Source organism: uncultured Tenacibaculum sp., from assembly GCF_947502995.1.
In the GTDB taxonomy this organism is placed as follows: Bacteria; Bacteroidota; Bacteroidia; order Flavobacteriales; family Flavobacteriaceae; genus Polaribacter.
Genome location: NZ_CANNBW010000029.1, coordinates 34,340 through 55,486, shown reverse-complemented (window position 1 = coordinate 55,486; position 21,147 = coordinate 34,340). Strand labels below are relative to the sequence as shown.

General features: G+C 32.9%; 11 protein-coding genes and 1 pseudogene. All 12 read right to left on the bottom strand.

From position 1 onward, the window contains the following. Positions 1-902 (bottom strand): annotated as a pseudogene (locus tag Q1A46_RS19210) (hypothetical protein); the annotation flags it as partial. Between the two features lie 14 nt (positions 903-916). Further along, positions 917-2,392, bottom strand: a complete 1,476-nt coding sequence (locus Q1A46_RS19205; RefSeq protein ID WP_299682946.1) for a RagB/SusD family nutrient uptake outer membrane protein — start codon at positions 2,390-2,392, stop codon at positions 917-919. An 11-nt stretch (positions 2,393-2,403) separates the two neighbouring features. Then, on the bottom strand, positions 2,404-5,586 hold the full coding sequence (locus Q1A46_RS19200; RefSeq protein WP_299682944.1) for a TonB-dependent receptor: 3,183 nt from the start codon (positions 5,584-5,586) through the stop codon (positions 2,404-2,406). A gap of 111 nt (positions 5,587-5,697) precedes the next feature. After that, positions 5,698-6,792 (bottom strand): energy transducer TonB, encoded by a 1,095-nt coding sequence (locus tag Q1A46_RS19195; protein WP_299682942.1) that lies wholly within the window; start codon positions 6,790-6,792, stop codon positions 5,698-5,700. A gap of 237 nt (positions 6,793-7,029) precedes the next feature. Next, positions 7,030-8,298 (bottom strand): threonine ammonia-lyase IlvA, encoded by a 1,269-nt coding sequence (gene ilvA / locus Q1A46_RS19190; protein ID WP_299682940.1) that lies wholly within the window; start codon positions 8,296-8,298, stop codon positions 7,030-7,032. 3 nt (positions 8,299-8,301) lie between these two features. After that, complete coding sequence (gene ilvC, locus Q1A46_RS19185; RefSeq protein WP_299682938.1) at positions 8,302-9,804, bottom strand: ketol-acid reductoisomerase; 1,503 nt, start codon at positions 9,802-9,804, stop codon at positions 8,302-8,304. Between the two features lie 11 nt (positions 9,805-9,815). Continuing rightward, positions 9,816-10,346: an acetolactate synthase small subunit gene (gene ilvN, locus Q1A46_RS19180; protein ID WP_373456520.1), complete on the bottom strand. Its 531-nt coding sequence runs from the start codon at positions 10,344-10,346 to the stop codon at positions 9,816-9,818. Between the two features lie 2 nt (positions 10,347-10,348). Continuing rightward, positions 10,349-12,082 (bottom strand): biosynthetic-type acetolactate synthase large subunit, encoded by a 1,734-nt coding sequence (ilvB, locus tag Q1A46_RS19175; protein ID WP_299682934.1) that lies wholly within the window; start codon positions 12,080-12,082, stop codon positions 10,349-10,351. An 11-nt stretch (positions 12,083-12,093) separates the two neighbouring features. Further along, positions 12,094-13,770 carry a dihydroxy-acid dehydratase gene (gene ilvD / locus Q1A46_RS19170; protein ID WP_299682932.1) on the bottom strand — a complete coding sequence of 559 codons (1,677 nt, stop codon included), beginning with the start codon at positions 13,768-13,770 and terminating at the stop codon, positions 12,094-12,096. Position 13,771: 1 nt separating this feature from the next. After that, entirely contained in the window at positions 13,772-14,659 is an 888-nt protein-coding gene (locus tag Q1A46_RS19165) for a branched-chain amino acid transaminase (RefSeq protein WP_299682930.1), read from the bottom strand. Positions 14,660-15,129: 470 nt separating this feature from the next. After that, positions 15,130-16,593, bottom strand: a complete 1,464-nt coding sequence (locus Q1A46_RS19160; RefSeq protein ID WP_299682928.1) for a glutamate synthase subunit beta — start codon at positions 16,591-16,593, stop codon at positions 15,130-15,132. Positions 16,594-16,596: 3 nt separating this feature from the next. Beyond that, entirely contained in the window at positions 16,597-21,105 is a 4,509-nt protein-coding gene (gene gltB, locus Q1A46_RS19155; RefSeq protein WP_299682926.1) for a glutamate synthase large subunit, read from the bottom strand. Positions 21,106-21,147 lie beyond the last annotated feature (42 nt).

Here is a 21,147-nt window from a genome sequence, read left to right as displayed (position 1 = left end):
TCAACTAATTTTAAACGGAAAGCTGTAACGTTTGGAGTCCAAACATCTAAGTGGATAAACTCCATACCTGAAGCATCTACTGGTGAACTTACTGTTTCTATTCCGTTGAAATTTAACCCTGTGTATTTCTTTGTCGCATTACCTGCAATCATAACATCTTCAAAACTTGCAGCACTCCAAACTGTATTCCATGTATCGACACTAACATCGGTATAAGCATCGCTGAATAATGAGATCACATCTGATTCTGCTCTATTTATTGGGGTAGCAGCTGCTGTAGTTGGTGCTAAAATTTCTGTAACTGTAAAAGTTGCTGTATACTCTGTAGTTGCAATTGCTGCTCCTTTAGCAACAACTCGAATATCGTAATCTCCTGGAGTTTGATAAACATAATTTAATGACTCTCCAATGTTTGCTGTTGCTACTGGCTGACTTACTCCTGATTCTCCTGAGTAAAACTCATACATAGTCGCATAATCTGCTGTAGCTGTAACATCAACTTGTTTTGAAATACTTGTACTATTTTCTATAGTAACCATTAAATTTTCTGGTGCTTTAAAAGAAACGACTAATTCTTGTGTTGCTTCTGATTTTTTCCCACTGATATTAAATGCTTCTATTTTTACCATGTAAGTTCCCTCTCCATAAGTACGATCTACACTCTGACCAATGGATACATCTGCAAAATCGGTAGTACCATCTCCAAAATAAACTTTAAAACTGTTTGCTCCGTCTGCTATTGGTGTAATAGTAACCAAACCTGAATTGTCTTGTGACAAAGAATAAGTCGCCGCAACATTAGTAGGAGCAACCAAACTATCTACAAAAGAAAGATCACGTTCTTCTTCTATACAACCTACTAAAACTAATAATCCTAATATGATATAATGTATTTTCTTCATAATCTTAATTGTGTTTATTGTTCTGAACATGTAGAAGTTGCATATCCTTTATTTTGACACCAATTATTTCCTGCTAATTCTATCTCAATTCTAGGAATCGGAAACAATTCATTTTTTCCAGCTGTAAAACCAGGTATTGATGAAGTTTTACCTGTACGAACTTGATCGAAGAATCGATGACCTTCTCCTGCTAATTCTAATCGTCGTTCTAATAAAATATTATCTAGAGTTGCAGTAATTCTATCTGTTGTAGTTCCGAAAGCTCTATCTCTCACTTGATCTAAGTATCCTTGTGCTACTCCAGAATTTCCTGATTGAACATGAGCTTCAGCAGCCATTAACAATACATCTGCATAACGAATAGCTCTGTAATTATTACTATGCGTTAATCGAGTATCTAAAGCATTTCCTTCAGCAAAAGGAATGTATTTAAAATTAAAATATCCATTATGATCATGTCCTTGAGTAAAAGTTACATCTGGTCTTGTTGCAACAAAATCGTTAATATCAAAAAACGTTGCACTTCTTCTAGTATCTCCAGTTTGATAAGCATTCACTATATCTAAACTCGGGATATTAAAACTAAAACCATCTGCATAAGGAGCATAATTTCCTGTTCTAAATCTAGGTCCCATAAAACCAACGGCTATATTTCCTTCAACACATTGAAAACAATCGAAGCTTGCACCTTCTTGCCCAAAATACTGTACTTCAAAAACAGATTCTGAATTATTTTCATTCTGATTCGAAAAAATCATTGTAAAGTTAGACACTAAACTATACTGACCAGAATTAATTACCTGATCTAAAGCCTGTGTTGCTTGTGTATATTTTTGTTGATACAAAAACACTTTACCCAACAGAGCTAAAGCTGCCCCTCTTGTAGCTCTACCAGGTTGTGTTTGTTGCCATGGTAAAACATTGGCAACTTCTTGTAAATCCTTTTCTAACTGCGCGTAAATTTCAGTTACACTAGATTTACCTATGCTTTGTGATTCTTCTATACTTATTCTTTTATCTAAATACATTGGAACACTTCCGAAGAATTTCACCAATTCAAAATAGTAATATGCTCTTAGAAATTTAGTTTCTGCTATTACTTGATCTTTTCTATCGAAAGGTGTTTTATCTTTAAACTCCATAATATAGTTGGCTCTACTAATTCCGGCATACATCCATTGAAATATATTTCTTAATGCTCCATTATCTGGATTATGCGTCATATCATCTATCTGTTGCCAATCTAAAACATCAGTAGGATTTTCACCGCCACATAAACTATTATCAGAAGCAATTTCTCCCAAGATTTGATTTAAATATGTAGTTGATAATAAATCATAAACTCCAATTAATGCATTTTCATAATCTTCTGCAGTATTAAAAAAGTTCTCTGTATTTTCTTGTCCTTCAGGTAAAACTTCTAAATAATCATCACAACTTAAAGTAGTAAGAAAGATTATTATCGCTATTATTTTTATATTGTTTTTCATCTTCTACTGATTTAAAATGATACTTTAATTCCTGTAATAAACATTCTTGGTTGTGGATATTGACCTAAATCTACTCCAGCTCCAATTGCGCTTGCATTAGAAATATCTGGATCGTAACCTCTATATTTTGTAAAAGTGTATAGATTATTTACTGAAAAATAAAGTCTTATAAAATCTATCCCTTTGATTTGTTCTGAATTTAATGTGTACCCTAATTGAACATTTTGAATTCTTAAGAATGAACCATCTTCAACATAAAAAGAAGAAAACAACTGATTATTTGCAGCATTTGTTGATGCTCTTGGTATTTCGTTAGAAGTACCAGGGCCTGTCCATCTTCCATTGTACAATGATAATTTGTTGCTATACGTTAAAAAACGTTCGTAACTTCTTACAATTTCGTTTCCTAATGAAGCATAAAAAGAAGCTCCGAAATCGAAGTTATAAAACTTGAAATTAAATCCGCCCCCCATGGTAAAATCTGGAATAGGATCACCTAAAACGGTTAAATCATTTTCGCTACCGAACTCTATATATCCATTTCCATCGACATCTACATATTTTAAATCTCCAGGAGCTGCACCAGGTTGATACTCATCTAAACTTCCGTCTCCATCTCTATCAACTGCTAAAGCATCAATCTCTGCCTGCGTTTGAAAAACACCATCAGTTTTCAGTCCATAAAAAACACCAATTGGTAGTCCATTTTGCATTCTAGAAGGCTGCTGATTCAAACCAAATAAACCTCCTGGAATAAAACCCGCTGCATTGTTTACATCAATAACCTCGTTATTAATTGTAGTTAGATTATAGTTTAAGGCTAAAGAAACATCATCAGAAAAATAATGCGTATAATTAATACCAAATTCGACACCTTGATTTTCTACAATACCAGCATTTACCACAGGAGCTCCACTACCCGGCGCAGAAACTCCTAAAAGCGCTGAAATTTCTGGAATTACAAGTAAATCTTCTGTTCGTTTTTTATAATAATCGAACGTGATATTTAAATTGTTATCATAAAAACCTAAGTCAAAACCAATATTCGTTTGAATTGTCGTTTCCCATTGTAAATCTTGATTAGATAAAACTCCTACTGCATTCCCGAAAGACAAAACATCTCCAAAAGGATACGTTGCATCTCCATTTACACCTTGTAAAAAACCTAACCATCTGTAAGCTCCAATTTTATCATTTCCAACAATACCCCAACTTCCTCTCAACTTAAGATTAGAAATACCCGTATCACTTAAAAAATCTTCGTTATGAACTACCCATCCTGCAGAGAAAGAAGGTAAATATGCAACCCTATTATTAGGCCCGAATCTTGTAGAAGCATCTCGACGTAAAATTGCTGAGAATAAATACTTTTCATTAAAATCGTATTGTAACCTTCCGAAGATCGAAGTATAACGATCTTCAATTGTAAAAGAATCTGAATTTATTGTTTCTCTTATATCATTTGTACCAAGATCATCATCATCTATAATAAAAGATTGTGTATTAAATAAGAATGCATTTTTCCAAGAATCATTAGCTGTTAAAAAACCTGACCCAAAAATACCTTTACTCTGTTCAGTTGTTAATGAAAGACCTAAGGTTGTTTGGAAATTATGATATTCACCAATTGTAAAGTTATAATTCACAAAATTTTCTGAGATGAATGAGAAAAAATTCTGATCATTTTCATTTACTCTACTGTACACATCACGATCGCCATCTCCATTTCTATCTAAATTAAATTGACCAGAAACAGGATCTAAACGTACAGTATTCACCACTTTATTTTCTCCATAATATTGAAGTGGAAAATATGCTCTAGAATATACATTTGAATAATTAAAACTATTTCGTGAAGTAAATTCAAAGTTTTTAAACAAATCATAAACCAATTCAATTTTACCTGTGAATCGATTTACTCTAGTTTCATTAAAAGTATTATCAATAACAGCAAAAGGATTTACAATTTCATTCCCTTGTTCAGTTCCAATATAAGAAAACCCTCTAGAAGGACCTGTACCATCAGTTCCATCAAAAATTGGAGTTAATGGTGAAGCATTATTAGCATAATACAAAACAGAACCTCTACTTCCTTCAGGAATAGCACGTCTTATACTATTTGTGTATAAAACTAAAGTGTTCAATTTTAATTTATCTGTTAAGTTTAAACCTAGATTACTTCTTAATGTCCATCTTGCATAGTTAGATCTTCCTGGAGCTATAATTCCTTTTTGATCTAACAAACTTCCACTAACATTAAAATTATACTTTTCACCTCCTCCTGTTGCACCGATATGATGTGTAATCATTGGAGTAGTTTCAAACAATGCGTCTTGCCAATCTGTCTCAGTATTTATATTTTGTAATTGAAAAGGAGGAGTTCCACCATCTGCCGCTATAGTTTCATTTACCAAAGCTGCATACTCTACTCCTTTTAATAGATCTAGTTTTTTAGTAGTTTCTTGAAGCGCTACTGTACTACTGTAAGTAAACTTTGTTTCTGTACTATTTTTACCAGATTTTGTTGTAATTAAAATTACTCCATTAGCTCCTCTAACTCCATAAATAGCAGTACTTGCATCTTTAATAACATCTATTTTCTCTATATCATTAGGATCTATAATACTTAAATCCGGACCTATTTGAACACCATCAACTAATACCAAAGGAGAGTTATCTCCATTCGTTGTTACACCTCTAATTCTAATATTATATGAAGATCCTGGAGAACCAGAATTAGAACTCACTTGAACACCAGCCGTTCTTCCTTGTAATGCTTGTTCTATTCTTTGAGGAGTATTACGTTCTATTTCTTCAGTTTTCACAGTGCTATATGCACCAGAAACTAATTCTTTTCGCTTAGCTCCATATCCTATAATAATTACTTCATTTAAAAAACTTTCTTCTGCATCTATTTCTAATTCTACATCAATTAAAGAACTAGTTACTACTACTGTTTTCTTTTTGTATCCGGGGTAACTAAACTCTAAAACTTTACCAATTGCTGCTTTGATTGTGTAACTTCCATCAAACTCGGTTTCTGCAATGACAGAAGATTCTTTTAATAAAACAAACACACCAGGAAGTGGTTCTTTTGTAACTTCGTCTAACACTTTACCTTTAACTTCTACATCTTGAGCAAGTGAAATAAATGAAAGACAAAACATACTAAATAGCGTAAATAGTTTTCTCATATAAGATGGTATAATTGATTAAAAATTTGACCTTTTTATTCAGGAGATATTCATATACACAAATGACATCTAGGTTTTAAGATGTCATTTTTGCATATACTTTTTTATATTTTAATTCAGCGTAAAATTGATAGGGAAAGAATATGAAGTATTTACATTTTTTCCATCTATTTTACCAGCTTTAAGCTTTGGTAATTTTTCAATAAATCTAACAGCTGCTAGTTCAAGAATTTGAGTATTTTCTGGTCCCTTAGCAGTAATATTAACAACATTTCCTTTGGAGTTGATCACAAAATTTACCACTACATTACCTTGGATATTTTTCATTTTTGCCTCTTCAGGATACGCAAAGTAACTTTGAATATGTTGAATTAAATTTGTATTGAAACACGTTAAAGAATCATCTTTAGATTTTTTACATTCATCAAATTGTGGAATTTGATCTAAAGAAGAAAAACTATAGATCGTTTCCTTTACTTTAGCGTTATTTGCTTTTCTAATATTCGTCGGCTTTTTACCAGGAATTTTAAACGTAATAGGTAAACCATACTTTACAGCTACCGCATTTCCATTATGTTCTCCTGGCTTAAACTTGGGTAATTTTTTGATAATTCTTTTTGCTTCTTTACCTAGCAAATCTCCTTTGTATGGTGATACAATTTTTAAATCTTTAATTACTCCATCTTTACCTATAGAAAAGTGAGCATACACTCTTCCTTGAACACCTCTATCGTAAGCACTTGTCGGATACTTTAAGTTTTTCTTGATATGACTTCGTAATTTAACTTTAAAACAGCGGTCTTGTTCATAAATAGGAGCAGATTCACAACTCTTAAATAGTGGAATTTGATCTACATAATCATAAGGTAAAACATCTGGAACTTCATCTTTTTTAATATCTACTAATGAATTTACAATATTTACCTTCTTTTTTATAGAAGCTAATTTATGAGAATAACCATTAGAAGATAAGCCTGTAGCTTTATCTCTCTTTCTAATTACTCTTCTTCTTCTCGAAGTAACTTGAACTGTAACTTTTTGTACTTTATTATCATCAGATTTTCTGTCGATAGAGCACTTTGTAATACTGTTTAGATCTAAAACTGGATCATCTACAGAGTTTGAACATGTCTGTGAAGACTGGGGACTGACATTCGCTATATAGAATAGCAATAGGAGCGTCGAAAACCTTAGCTTTTTATTCATAATACGGGGGTTTAAATGTTTAAATGAAACTAATTTTCTCTATTATTTACAATAAATATAAAAGAACGATTATCTATTATTATTTCCTTAAAAACAAACAATAACAGTTACTAATATACTAATTAACAATCTATTAAAAAAACAAAAAATGAATAAATGTTAAAAAAAATTGTTTTTTATTAGAATTCTAAACACAAAAAAGCCGAGTTAAAAACTCGGCTTTCACTATCTAAATAATTACACTAAAAACTCAAAAAGGTTGGGCTTGTCGTTAAGATATTCTCCATAAAAATTCAGGGATTTCATTCGCTGAATCAAAGGATGTAAATCGTTACTATCTACTAATTCAATACCTACAACTGCAGGTCCATTTTCTCGAGTTGTTTTTTTAGAATATTCAAAAAAGGTGATATCATCATTTTCTCCTAAAACATTCATAACAAATTCTTTTAATGCACCAGCTCGTTGTGGAAATCGAATTATAAAATAGTGCTTTAAGCCATTATGCAAAAGTGCACGTTCTTTAATTTCGGCAGTTCTAGTAATATCATTATTACTACCACTTACCACACAAACTATATTTTTTCCTTTTAGCTCTTCTTTAAATTGATGTAATACACTAACTGTTAAAGCTCCCGCTGGTTCTACAACAATAGCTTCTTTGTTATACATCTCTAATATAGTTTGACAAACTTGTCCTTCGGGAACTGTAACCATCGCATCTAAATTTTCTGCACAAATTTGATGCGTTAAATTCCCTACTTGCTGAACAGCAGCTCCATCAACAAACTTATCAATCTTATTTAGTTTTACTGGATTTCCTCTATCTAATGCATTTTGCATAGAAGGTGCTCCAGCAGGTTCTACACCAATAATTTTTGTGTTAGGAGAAAGATATTTAAACACTGAAGATAATCCAGAAGCTAAACCTCCTCCTCCTACTGGCACAAAAACATAATCTATTGGAACATCTGATTGATTTATAATTTCTAAACCAACTGTTCCTTGCCCTTCAATTACTTTTTCATCATCGAAAGGATGTACAAAAGTCATGTTATTTTTATCAGCAAAACTTCTAGCATTAGTATACGAATCATCAAAAGTATCTCCTACCAATTCTATCGTTACAAAAGCTCCACCAAACATTCGAACTTGCTCGACTTTCTGCTTTGGTGTTGGTGCCGGCATAAAAATAGTTCCATGAATCTCTTTTTTACGACATGCTAATGCTACTCCTTGCGCATGATTTCCTGCACTGGCGCATATAATTCCTTTTGCAACTTCATTTGCTGATAAAGAATTAATCTTATTATACGCACCTCTTATTTTGTAAGACCTTACTTGTTGAAGATCTTCTCTTTTTAAAAATATATTGGCACTATATGTATTAGAAAGATTAAAATTTTCTTGTAACGGCGTAACTGTTGCTACTCCTTTTAGAGTCGTAGCAGCAGCTTTGATTGCCGATAATTCTGGAAAATATATCTTCTTTACTGTAGTTTTCATAATTTATGACAAGACTAACTCCGATTCTGGCTTTTCTTCTTTTATAGCTTTCATAGCTGTCATTGCAGCTCTTAATCGCTCTCCAACTTCTTCAATAGGATGATTTCTAATTGCTTTATTTACTTTAATTAATTCGGCATTATCAACACTATTAGATGAACTAAAATTTTCTCCTACTAAATCAGTAGTAACTGTAGTCATAAAATCTTGTAATAATGGCTTAGCTGCATGATCGAATAAATAACAACCATATTCAGCAGTATCAGAAATAATTCGATTCATTTCATATAATTTCTTTCTTGCAACAGTATTTGCGATTAAAGGAAGCTCATGTAACGATTCATAATATGCAGATTCTTCAATAATTCCTGAAGCAACCATAGTTTCAAAAGCTAATTCTACTCCAGATTTTACGAAAGCCACTAACAATGTTCCTTTATCAAAATATTCTTGTTCAGAAACTGCAACTTCAGTAGCTTCTGTTTTTTCGAAACCAGTTTCAGCAGTATCAGCTCTCCATTTCAATAAATTTTTATCATCATTCGCCCAATCTTCCATCATTGTAGATGAAAAATGACCAGACATAATATCATCCATATGTTTATCAAACAATGGTCTTAAAATGTCTTTTAATTCTTCTGATAAATGATATGCTTTAATTTTCGCTGGGTTTGATAAACGATCCATCATATTGGTAATTCCACCATGTTTTAAGGCTTCAGTAATCGTTTCCCATCCATATTGAATTAATTTACTAGCAAAATGTGGTTCTACGCCATCTGCTACAATTTTATCAAAACATAAAATTGATGCTGTTTGTAATACACCGCATAGAATCGTTTGCTCTCCCATTAAATCAGACTTTACCTCAGCAACAAAAGAAGATTCTAAAACTCCAGCTCTATGTCCACCTGTTGCATAAGCATAAGCCTTAGCTTCAGCTAATCCTTTTCCTTGAGGATCATTTGCTGGATGCACAGCAATTAAAGTTGGCACTCCAAATCCTCTTTTATATTCTTCACGAACCTCACTACCAGGACATTTCGGAGCTACCATAATTACCGTTAAATCTTTACGAACTTGCGTTCCTTCTTCAACAATATTAAATCCATGAGAATACGATAATGTTGCACCTTCTTTCATTAAAGGCATTACAGCTTTTACTACATTACTGTGTTGTTTGTCTGGTGTTAAATTACACACTAAATCTGCAGACGGAATTAATTCATCGTAAGTTCCTACCACAAAATTATTCTCCGTTGCATTTTTATACGATTGACGTTTCTCTTTAATTGAATTTTCACGTAAAGCATACGAAACATCTAAACCAGAATCTCGCATATTTAAACCTTGATTTAAACCTTGTGCTCCACAACCTACAATCACTACTTTTTTACCTTCAAGTGCTTTAATACCTTCAGAAAATTCTGCAGACTCCATAAATCTACATTTTCCTAATTGCTCTAATTGCTCTCTTAATGATAATTGATTAAAATAATTTTTCATGACTCGTAAGTTTATTTTTTTATTGATTCTAATAGTTCTGATACAGGCATTTCTTCTTTCGTAATTGCAATTCGACCTGATCGTACAAATTGCTTAATTCCATGTTTATTAAGTAAGTGATATAACTCTTCTACCTCTTCTTTTGTTCCTGATTTTTCTAAAACAAAAAAGTCTTTGTTAATGTTAATCACTCTTGATTTACTACTATTGATTACTTTCTGAATTTCATCGTTTTCAGTAAGCAAATCTGTACGCAACTTAAATAAACATGATTCTTGATATACAGTTTCTTCATCGACATGATAATATGCTTTTATCACTTCAATTTGTTTTTCTAATTGCCCAATGATTTTTTTAATCTGTTCTTCTGTGACTCTTACTAATAAAGTGATTCTGGAAACACTACGAATCTCAGACTTTGATACATTGACACTCTCTAAATTGATATGTCGTCTTTGAAATATTGCTGAAATTCTATTTAGAACTCCAATGTTATTTTCGGTATATATTGATACTGTATACGTTTGCTTTTCACTCATAATTCTTAACTTAATCTTACATCTGAAACTGATGACCCTGTAGGTATCATTGGAAATACGTTATCTTCTTTTTCTACACACACTTCTAGGAAAAATGCATCTTCTGATGCCATCATTTCTGAAACTGCACTAGCTAATTCCTCTCTTTGTGTTACTCTCTTAGCATCGATATGATATCCTTTAGCAATGGCTACAAAATCTGGATTTGTCATCGTAGTTGATGCATATCTTTTATCGAAAAATAATTGTTGCCATTGACGAACCATTCCTAAGAATTCGTTATTTAACACTACAATTTTAACCGCTGCTTTTGTTTGTAAAATTGTACCTAATTCTTGAATCGTCATTTGGTAACCACCATCTCCAATTACTGCAACAACTTCTCGTTCTGGAGTACCCATTTTTGCGCCAATTGCAGCTGGTAAAGCAAATCCCATAGTTCCTAAACCACCTGAAGTAATATTACTTTTACTCTTATTGAAATTCGCATATCGACAAGCAATCATTTGATGCTGACCAACATCTGTAACTACAATTGCATTTCCTTCAGAAGCATTATTAATTTCTTTAATTACTTCTCCCATGGTTAAACCATCTTTTGTTGGATATAAATCTTTCTTGATGACTTTATCGAACTCAATTGCATCGTGATCTCTAAATTCTTGTAACCAAGATTTGTGTTCATTATCTTTTAAGTACGGAAGTATTTCTTGTAAACTTTCTTTCGCATTGCCTAAAACTGCTACATCGGCTTTAACATTTTTATCAATCTCTGCGGGATCAATTTCAAAATGAACTACTTTGGCTTGCTTTGCATAACGACTTAAATCACCTGTTACACGATCATCAAATCGCATTCCTACAGCAATTAAAACGTCACATTCATTAGTTAATCGGTTAGGTCCGTAATTTCCATGCATTCCAACCATTCCTACATTTAACTCATGAGAAGTTGGTAATGCTGATAAACCTAAAAGTGTCCATGCCGAAGGAATTCCAGCTTTTTCTATAAATGCTTTAAACTCTTCTTCTGCTTCACCTAATATTACTCCTTGACCAAAAATCACCATTGGTTTTTTAGCTCCATTTATTAGGTTTGCCGCTTCTTTTACAGCATTTACATCTAACTTTGGCACAGGTTGATAACTACGAACAGCTGTACAAGGCTCGTAAGAAAACTCAAACTTTTCGAACTGAGCATTTTTAGTAATATCAATTAAAACTGGTCCCGGTCTACCCGAACGAGCGATATAGAAAGCTTTAGCGAAAACCTCTGGAATTTCTGAAGCTTTTGTAATTTGATAATTCCATTTTGTTACAGGAGTAGAAATACCTACAATATCTGTTTCTTGAAATGCGTCTGTTCCTAATAAATGTTCTGCAACCTGACCTGTAATACAAACCATTGGTGTAGAATCAATCTGAGCATCTGCAATTCCTGTAATTAAATTTGTTGCTCCGGGTCCAGAAGTTGCAATTGCAACACCAACTTTTCCTGTAGCTCTAGCATAACCTTGAGCTGCATGTGTTGCTCCTTGTTCATGACGAGTTAAAACATGATTTAATTCTTTCTGATATTTATACAATTCATCGTAAACAGGCATTATTGCTCCACCTGGATATCCGTATAACAAATCGACACCTTCTGCTAACAAACATTTTATGACTGCCTCTGCACCAGAAATTGTCACACTAGTTTTTACACTCTGCTCTTTAACTTTTTTTGTTCTAGTTTCCATGTTGTTACGATTTAAAATTCATCTGTTACACATCCATTAGATGCGGATGCTACTGTTCTTGCATATTTATAAAGTACTCCTCTGTTTACTTTTAATGGAGGAGCTTTCCATTCTTTTCTTCTTGCTTCTAATTCTTCATCAGAAACTTCAAGATTAATTGTGTTCGTTTGTGCATTAATAGAAATTACATCTCCATCTTTTACCAAAGCAATTACTCCTCCTTCTTGAGCTTCAGGAGTAATATGACCAACTACAAATCCGTGAGTTCCACCAGAAAACCTACCATCTGTAATTAAAGCAACCTCTTTTCCTAACCCTGCTCCCATAATAGCAGCCGTTGGCTTTAACATTTCTGGCATACCTGGTCCGCCTTTCGGACCTTCATAACGAATTACAACTATATCACCTTTTTGTACTTCTCCATTTTTAATTCCATCGTTAGCTGCAAATTCACCTTCATAAACTTTAGCTTTTCCAGAGAAAAACAATCCTTCTTTCCCTGTGATTTTAGCTACAGATCCATCTTTAGCAAGATTTCCGTATAACATTCTTAAATGCCCAGTTTCTTTAATTGGATTATCAACAGACTTAATTACTTCTTGTCCGTTGGTAAGACTTGGAACTTCTATTAAATTCTCAGCTAAGGTTTTTCCTGTAACTGTTAAACAGTCTCCATGCAACAATCCTTTTTCTAAAAGATATTTTAACACAGCTGGCGTTCCTCCAACTCTATGTACATCTTCCATTAAGTATTGTCCACTTGGTTTTAAATCAGCTAGAAAAGGAGTTTCATCTGAAATACGTTGAAAATCTTCCAATGTAAATTTCACATCAGCTGCTTTAGCAATAGCCAAAAAGTGTAAAACAGCATTTGTAGAACCTCCCATTACAGTTACCAAACGAACTGCATTTTCAAGTGATTTCTTTGTAACTATATCTGAAGGTTTAATGTCTTTTTCTAGAAGCACTCGAAGTGCTTCTCCTGCTTTTATTGACTCTTCTTCTTTATTATTACTAATCGCAGGATTTGAAGAATTATAAGGTAAACTCATACCCAAAGCCTCAATAGCTGAAGCCATTGTATTTGCAGTATACATGCCGCCACAAGCCCCAGCTCCAGGAATTGCTTTTTCTATAACACTTTGATATTCATTTTGTGTAATAGTTCCTGCAACTTTACTTCCCCAAGCCTCAAAAGCAGAAACAATATCTAGTTTCTTACCTTCATGACAACCAGAAGCAATCGTTCCTCCATACACCAAAACTGATGGTCTATTTAAACGTAACATCGCCATTAAAGCTCCTGGCATGTTTTTATCACATCCAACAACTGTTACCAAACCATCGTATGACATTGCTTGCACTACAGTTTCCATAGAATCTGCAATTACATCTCTTGATGGTAAAGAATAACGCATACCCGGTGTTCCCATTGATATTCCATCAGAAACTCCGATGGTATTAAAAATCAAACCTACCAAGTCTACATTTTTTGTTCCTTGCTTTACCAATTTGGCCAAGTCGTTTAAATGCATATTACAAGGATTTCCTTCGTATCCTGTACTAGCAATTCCAACAAAAGGTTTCTTTAAATCTTCATGAGTTAACCCTAAAGCATGTAACATTGCTTGCGCTGCAGGTTGTGTATCATCTTGAGTTACTCGTTTACTAAATTTGTTCAATTCCATTTTAAAGTGCTTTTTCATGTACTCTTTCTTCTAGTACTTCTGCTTTATATAGTTTCATTAAATTATATCCATGTGATGTTTTCCAATCCATTGGAAATTTGTATTCGTCTACAGACTCTAAGCCTACAACTTCAGCTGCTGTTCCTGTGAAAAAACAAGCATCTGCAGTTTTTAATTCATCTAAAGTGAAATGTTTTTCTTCTACTGGAATTCCTTCTTCTCTACATAAATCTATTACTGTAGCTCTAGTAATTCCAGCCATAATATGACCTCTTGGTGGAGTATATAATTTTCCATCTTTCTGCATAAAAACATTAGCTCCTGAACATTCTGCTACATTTCCATTCATATCTAACAGCAGAGCTTCATCGTAACCTTGACTTTTCACTTCATTCGTAGATAAAATTGAATTAACGTAATGACCAGTAATCTTAGCCTCAACGAAACAAGAGTTCGGGTTAGGTCTTTGGAATCTTGATGTTTTTACTCGTAATAATTTATCTCCCATCAACTTTCCCCATTCCCAACATTGTATAACTAAATTCGTCTCAGTTGAAGTTGCTAACCCCATATTTTCTCCAGTAAAAACCAAAGGTCTTATGTAAGCATCTTGGAGATTATTTAACTCTAAAAGTTTGTAGGTAATTTCTGTTAATTCTTCTTCAGAATACTTGAATTGTATTCCCATTACATCGACTCCATACTTTAATCTTTTGTAATGTTCATACGACTTAAAAATTCTAGTTCCATTTTCTGTTTTATAGGAACGTATACCTTCAAAAACCCCATTTCCATAATGTAAGCTTTGACTATACATATTCATCTTAGCATCAGTAGCTTTAACAAATTCTCCATTAAGAAAAACAACACTTTTATCGTTGAAATACATGATTTCTTTTATTTATAATTCTAATTTATTTTATCCTTTTTTAATTCAGTTTTAGAAACTTAATCTCTTATGATTTTTAACTACTCTTAAAAACATATAAAAAACTAATAACCAGAACTTTAACACAAAACACATACGATAATCAATACTCAAAAAAAAGGCCTGTATCAACTAGTTGATACAGGCCTTTTTATACAATAGCAAGCTATATCAACTCGGTGATGAGCTAATAATGACTACGCTAATAATAATGTTTACTAAAATGTTCATGTTTTTAAACTAAAAAAGGCCTCCTAAAATTTAGGAAGCCTTTAATTATATCTTAAAATTTAAAAATCACTTCCTCTATCCTTGTGAAATAATAATCACAACGACAATGATAGAAATGATATTTAAAATTCTTGTATTCATCTGATAGTGCAAATATTGTTATTTTTTTTTGAATTATCCTAATCAATTTAAAAAAAACATTATGCACTTAACAAATCATTACTATCTTTTAATGGTAAACTTGAGCTTCCCATCAAATAAGCATCTACATGATGAGCTGCTTGTCTTCCTTCTGAAATAGCCCAAACAATAAGTGATTGACCTCTTCTCATATCACCCGCAGTGAATATATTTGGAACATTCGTTTGATAATTGCTTGTACTTGCCTTAATATTAGATCTAAAGTCTAAATCTAAATCTAATAATTCTGGTAATGTTTTCTCTGGGCCGGTAAATCCTAAAGCCAAAAATACCAAATCACAAGGCCAAGTTTTTTCTGTACCTTCTATTTCTATAAGCTGTGGACGCTCACCTGGAATTATTTTCCATTCTACTTCTACTGTTTTTAACGCAATAAGCTCACCTTTATCATTCTTTACAAATTCTTTTGTATTGATAAGCCAATTACGATCGCAACCTTCTTCGTGAGAAGAACTAGTCTTTAATTGTAAAGGCCAAAATGGCCAAGGTGTTTGAACACTTCTTGCTTTAGGAGGTTTTGGCATAATTTCAAAATTGGTTACCGAATTTGCCCCATGACGATTAGAAGTTCCGATACAATCTGAACCTGTATCTCCTCCTCCAATTACAATTACATTTTTACCTTTAGCACTAATCACTTCACTTTCTAAATCTGAATTAAATAACGCTTTGGTTTGCTTTGTTAAAAAATCCATCGCTTGATGTACACCATTTGCATCACTTCCAGGAATATTTAACGCTCTAGCTTTTGTAGCTCCGCCGCATAATACTACGGCATCAAACTCTTTTAGTTTATCAACAGAAACATTTACTCCAATATTTGCATTTGTTTTAAATGTAATACCTTCTGCTTCTAAAATATGTATTCTTCTATCGATAACTTCTTTCTCTAATTTAAAGTTAGGAATTCCATAACGTAACAAACCTCCTACTTCATCTTCTCTTTCAAAAACAGTTACCAAATGCCCAGCTCTATTTAATTGTTGAGCAGCTGCTAAACCAGCGGGGCCAGAACCTACCACAGCAACACTTTTCCCTGTTCTGTAATTTGGAAGTTTTGGTTTTATCCAACCTTTTTCAAATCCTTTTTCTACGATATACTTTTCTGTATTTTCTATAGAAACGGGTTGATCTATAATTCCTAAAACACAAGCTTTTTCACAAGGAGCTGGACATAATCTTCCAGTAAACTCTGGAAAGTTATTAGTAGAATGTAAAATATCTAATGCTTTTTTCCATTCTCCTTTATGAACCATATCATTAAAATCAGGAATTAAATTCCCTAGAGGACAACCACTGTGACAAAAAGGAATTCCACAATCCATACAACGGGAACCTTGTTTTTGTTGCTCTGTAATTGATAATGGACTTGTAAATTCTTTAAAATTCCTTACTCTATCTTTAACAGCAGTATTTGTCTCTTGTTTTCTATCGTATTTTTTAAATCCGCCTAATTCTCCCATGATTTATGCTGTTATTTTAGTTGTTTCTTCTTGCGCTATTCTTTCTAAAGCTAACCTATAATCTGTTGGGAATACTTTAATAAAATCCATTTTATTTACTTCCCATTCTTCTAATATTTTAACTCCTAAAGTACTTTTTGTATATCCTACATGCTGCTCAATTAACCCTTTTAAGTCTTTCTGATCTTCAGTTTCTAAATGAACTAATTCTACCATTTCTAGATTACACAACTCGTTTCTGAATTGATGAGATGGATCGTACACATATGCAATTCCTCCACTCATTCCAGCAGCAAAATTTCGCCCTGTTTTACCAAGCACAACAACTTTACCACCTGTCATATACTCACAACCGTGATCTCCAATCCCTTCTACAACAGCTGTAATTCCAGAATTTCTTACACAAAAACGTTCACCTGCAACACCATTTACATAAGCTTCACCTTTTACTGCACCGTAGAAACATACATTTCCAACAATAATATTATCTTCGGCAATAAAATCAGCCTCATCTGGTTTTTTCACAATAATTTTGGCTCCAGATAAACCTTTACCTAAATAATCGTTAGTTTCACCATGAACAACCATTTTTAAACCTTTTGTTGCGAAAGCACCAAAACTTTGTCCAGCAGAACCTTTAAATTGTAACGTTAAAGTGTCTTCTGGCAACCCTTCATCACCATGAAGTTTTGAAATTTCATTACTAGTTAAAGCTCCTACTGAACGGTTTGTATTTTGAATTTCATAGGTAAACTCTGATTTAATCTTATTTTTAATTGCTCCTTTAGCATCATCTACAATCTTAAGATCTAAAACTTTCTCTAGTCCATGATCTTGCTTTTCTGTATTGTATAAAATTGGATTCTCATTTGAATTCACTTTATGAAGAATTGCAGAAGCATCTATCCCTTTTGCTTTGTAATGATCTACAGCTTTATTTACATTTAACTTTTCAACCTGACCTACCATTTCTTTAATAGATCTAAATCCTAAAGTCGCCATAATTTGTCGTACTTCTTCAGCTACGAAATACATGAAATTAATCACATGCTCTGGTGTTCCTTTAAAGTTTTTACGTAACTCAGGATCTTGCGTAGCAATTCCTACTGGACAAGTATTTAAATGACATTGACGCATCATAATACAACCAGAAGCTACTAATGGTGCTGTTGCAAAACCAAATTCTTCCGCTCCTAATAAACAAGCTATTGCGACATCTCTACCAGTTTTTAATTGTCCATCACATTCTAAAACCACACGATTACGTAGATTATTCATCACTAAAGTCTGTTGTGCTTCAGCAATTCCTAATTCCCAAGGTAAACCTGCATGTTTTAAAGATGTTAAAGGAGAAGCTCCTGTACCTCCATCGAAACCAGAAACTAAAATTACATCTGCTTTAGCTTTTGCAACTCCAGCAGCAATAGTTCCAACACCTACTTTAGAAACCAACTTTACGTTAATTCTTGCTTCTCTATTGGCATTTTTCAAATCGAAAATTAACTGTGCTAAATCTTCAATTGAATAAATATCATGATGTGGTGGCGGTGAAATTAAACCAACATAAGGCGTGGAATTTCTAACCTCTGCAATCCAAGGCAGTACTTTTTTTCCTGGTAATTGTCCGCCTTCACCAGGTTTAGCTCCTTGAGCCATTTTAATTTGGATTTCCTTAGCATTTGTCAAATAATTACTTGTAACTCCAAATCTACCAGAAGCTACTTGTTTAATGGCACTATTCTTAGAATCGCCATTAGATAATTTCTTAAAACGCTCTTTATTTTCTCCACCTTCACCAGAATTAGATTTTCCTCCAATTCTATTCATTGCAATTGCTAAATTCTCATGAGCTTCTTGACTTATAGAACCATAAGACATTGCTCCTGTTTTAAATCGCTTAACTATTTCGGTCCAAGGTTCTACCTCTTCAATCGGAATAGGATCTAAGTTTACAAACTCAAATAAACCTCTAAGTGTCATTAACTCCTTAGACTGCTTATTGATTTTATCTGCATAAACTTTATAACTTTCCTTGCTTTTAGAACGAACTGCTTGCTGTAATTTAGAAACTGTAGTTGGATTAAACATATGACGTTCGCCATTTCTTCTCCAACGATAATCACCTCCAATTTCTAAATCTAAAACTGAATCGATATCTTTTTCTCTAAATGACTCTGTACATCTTTTATAAATCTCTTTTTGAAGCACATATAATCCAATTCCTCCAATTCTAGAAGGTGTTCCTGGAAAATACTTATCTGTAAATGTTTTCTTTAATCCTAAAATTTCAAATATTTGAGAAGCTCTGTATGAATGTAAAGTTGAAATACCTATTTTATTCATAATTTTCAACAAACCTTTACCAATTGCTTTATTGAAATTTTTAACTGCTTTTCCTACTTGAATATCTGAGATTTCACCTTTCTCTACTTGACGTGCTATAATTTCATTAACCATATACGGATTAATAGCACTTGCTCCATAACCAAACAACGTTGCAAAATGATGCGGTTCTCTTGGCTCAGCACTCTCTATGATAATTCCAATTTTAGAACGTGTTCCTTTTCTATACATTGAATTATGCAGATAAGAACATGCTAATAATGCTGGAATTGGCGCCCATTCTTTATTCACACCTCTATCTGAAAGAATAATAATATTCGCTCCTTCATCTTCAACAGCAACAGTTGCCTTATATAGAATTCCTTCTAATGCATTCTCTATACCATTAACACCTTTTTCTAAAGGAAAAAGCATAGGAATAGTTACTGCTTTAAAATCATCATGCTCTAAATTTTTAATCTTATCTAGATCTTCATTTGAAATTACAGGGTTTTGGATTCTGAGTTTCTTAGCTTGCTCTGGTATTACATGAAAAATATTTCTATCTGAACCTAATGCTAAACTAATATCTGTGATGATTTCTTCTCTAATTCCGTCTAAAGGCGGATTTGTAACTTGCGCGAATAATTGCTTAAAATAATTATATAATAATTGAGATTTATCTGAAAGTACAGCCAAAGGAGTATCTGTTCCCATAGAGCCAATAGCTTCTTTACCATTAATAGCCATAGGTGCTATTAAATGATCGATCTCTTCTGTAGTATAACCAAATAAACGTAATCTTGTTTTGTAATCTGTTTTTTCTTTAGGTATAGAATTGTTTGTATAAGGTATATCTGCTAAAGGAAGTGAATGCTCTTTTAACCATTCTTTATATGGATGTTTAGAAACAATTTTTTCCTTTATTTCTTCATCTTCAATGATTCTTCCTGCATTCATATCAACCAAGAACATTTTTCCTGGCTCTAATCTACCATGTTTAACTACGTTATCTGGTTTAATATTTAATACTCCAATTTCAGAAGACATAACCACATTACCTCTTTTGGTAACTGTATATCTTGATGGTCTTAATCCATTTCTATCTAATAAAGCTCCAATATAATTCCCATCGGTAAAAGGAACAGAAGCGGGTCCATCCCAAGGTTCCATAATACAAGAATTATACTCATAAAATGCTCTTTTTTCTGCACTCATAGTAGTATCCTTTTCCCAAGCTTCTGGAACTAACATCATCATTACTTCAGGAAGTGATCTACCAGTCATTAATAACAACTCAACAGCCATATCCATAGAAGCAGAATCTGATTTTCCTTCCGTGATAATAGGAAATAACTTTTTCATATCATCACCGAATAAATCTGACTCCATTAACTCTTGACGAGCTAACATTCTTTTCACATTACCTTTTAGCGTATTGATTTCCCCATTATGACACATGAATCTAAACGGCTGAGCTAAATCCCAAGAAGGGAAAGTATTTGTTGAAAATCTTTGATGTACTAATGCTAATCTAGTAACTAAATCTGGTTGTCTTAAATCGACATAAAAACGCCCAATATCTTCAGGCATTAATAATCCTTTGTAAATTAATGTAGTTGTTGATAAACTTGATAAATAGAAATAATTAGATTCAGAGATTTTTGATTTACCGATAGTATGTTCGCTAATTTTTCTAGCTGCAAATAACTTCGCGTTAAATTGTAAATCTGTTAAATCTTTATCTCCTTTGGTTACAAAAACTTGTTTAATCTTTGGTTGTGTTTTTGCTGCTATTGCTCCTAAATTAGATGTATCTACAGGAACATCTCTCCAACCTAAAACTTTTAATCCTTGCTTTTTGAATTCATCTTCTAAAACAGTTTCGCAATAACTGCTTTGATTGAATTTTCTTGGCAAAAAAACTTGCCCGACTGCATATTCTTTTATTTCTGGTAATTCGAAATTACATACTCTTTTAAAAAAGTCGTGAGGAATATCTATTAAAATTCCAGCACCATCTCCGGTTCTTCCATCTGAACTAACTGCTCCTCTATGCTCTAGTTTTATTAAAATTTCTAGTGCATCGTGAATAATTTGATTTGACTTTTTACCTTTTAAATTACATATGAATCCGGCACCACAATTGTCTCTCTCAAACTCACTTAAATACAAGCCTTGATCTTTCATATAAAAAATTTAATTTGTTAGTTTATTTATGTGTAATATGAG

Coding starts and splice junctions, on each gene's coding strand:
- Q1A46_RS19205 (WP_299682946.1), bottom strand. CDS start 2,392: ATGAAAAACAATATAAAAATAATAGCGATAATAATCTTTCTTACTACT.
- Q1A46_RS19200 (WP_299682944.1), bottom strand. CDS start 5,586: ATGAGAAAACTATTTACGCTATTTAGTATGTTTTGTCTTTCATTTATT.
- Q1A46_RS19195 (WP_299682942.1), bottom strand. CDS start 6,792: ATGAATAAAAAGCTAAGGTTTTCGACGCTCCTATTGCTATTCTATATA.
- ilvA (WP_299682940.1), bottom strand. CDS start 8,298: ATGAAAACTACAGTAAAGAAGATATATTTTCCAGAATTATCGGCAATC.
- ilvC (WP_299682938.1), bottom strand. CDS start 9,804: ATGAAAAATTATTTTAATCAATTATCATTAAGAGAGCAATTAGAGCAA.
- ilvB (WP_299682934.1), bottom strand. CDS start 12,082: ATGGAAACTAGAACAAAAAAAGTTAAAGAGCAGAGTGTAAAAACTAGT.
- ilvD (WP_299682932.1), bottom strand. CDS start 13,770: ATGGAATTGAACAAATTTAGTAAACGAGTAACTCAAGATGATACACAA.
- Q1A46_RS19165 (WP_299682930.1), bottom strand. CDS start 14,659: ATGTATTTCAACGATAAAAGTGTTGTTTTTCTTAATGGAGAATTTGTT.
- Q1A46_RS19160 (WP_299682928.1), bottom strand. CDS start 16,593: ATGGGAGAATTAGGCGGATTTAAAAAATACGATAGAAAACAAGAGACA.
- gltB (WP_299682926.1), bottom strand. CDS start 21,105: ATGAAAGATCAAGGCTTGTATTTAAGTGAGTTTGAGAGAGACAATTGT.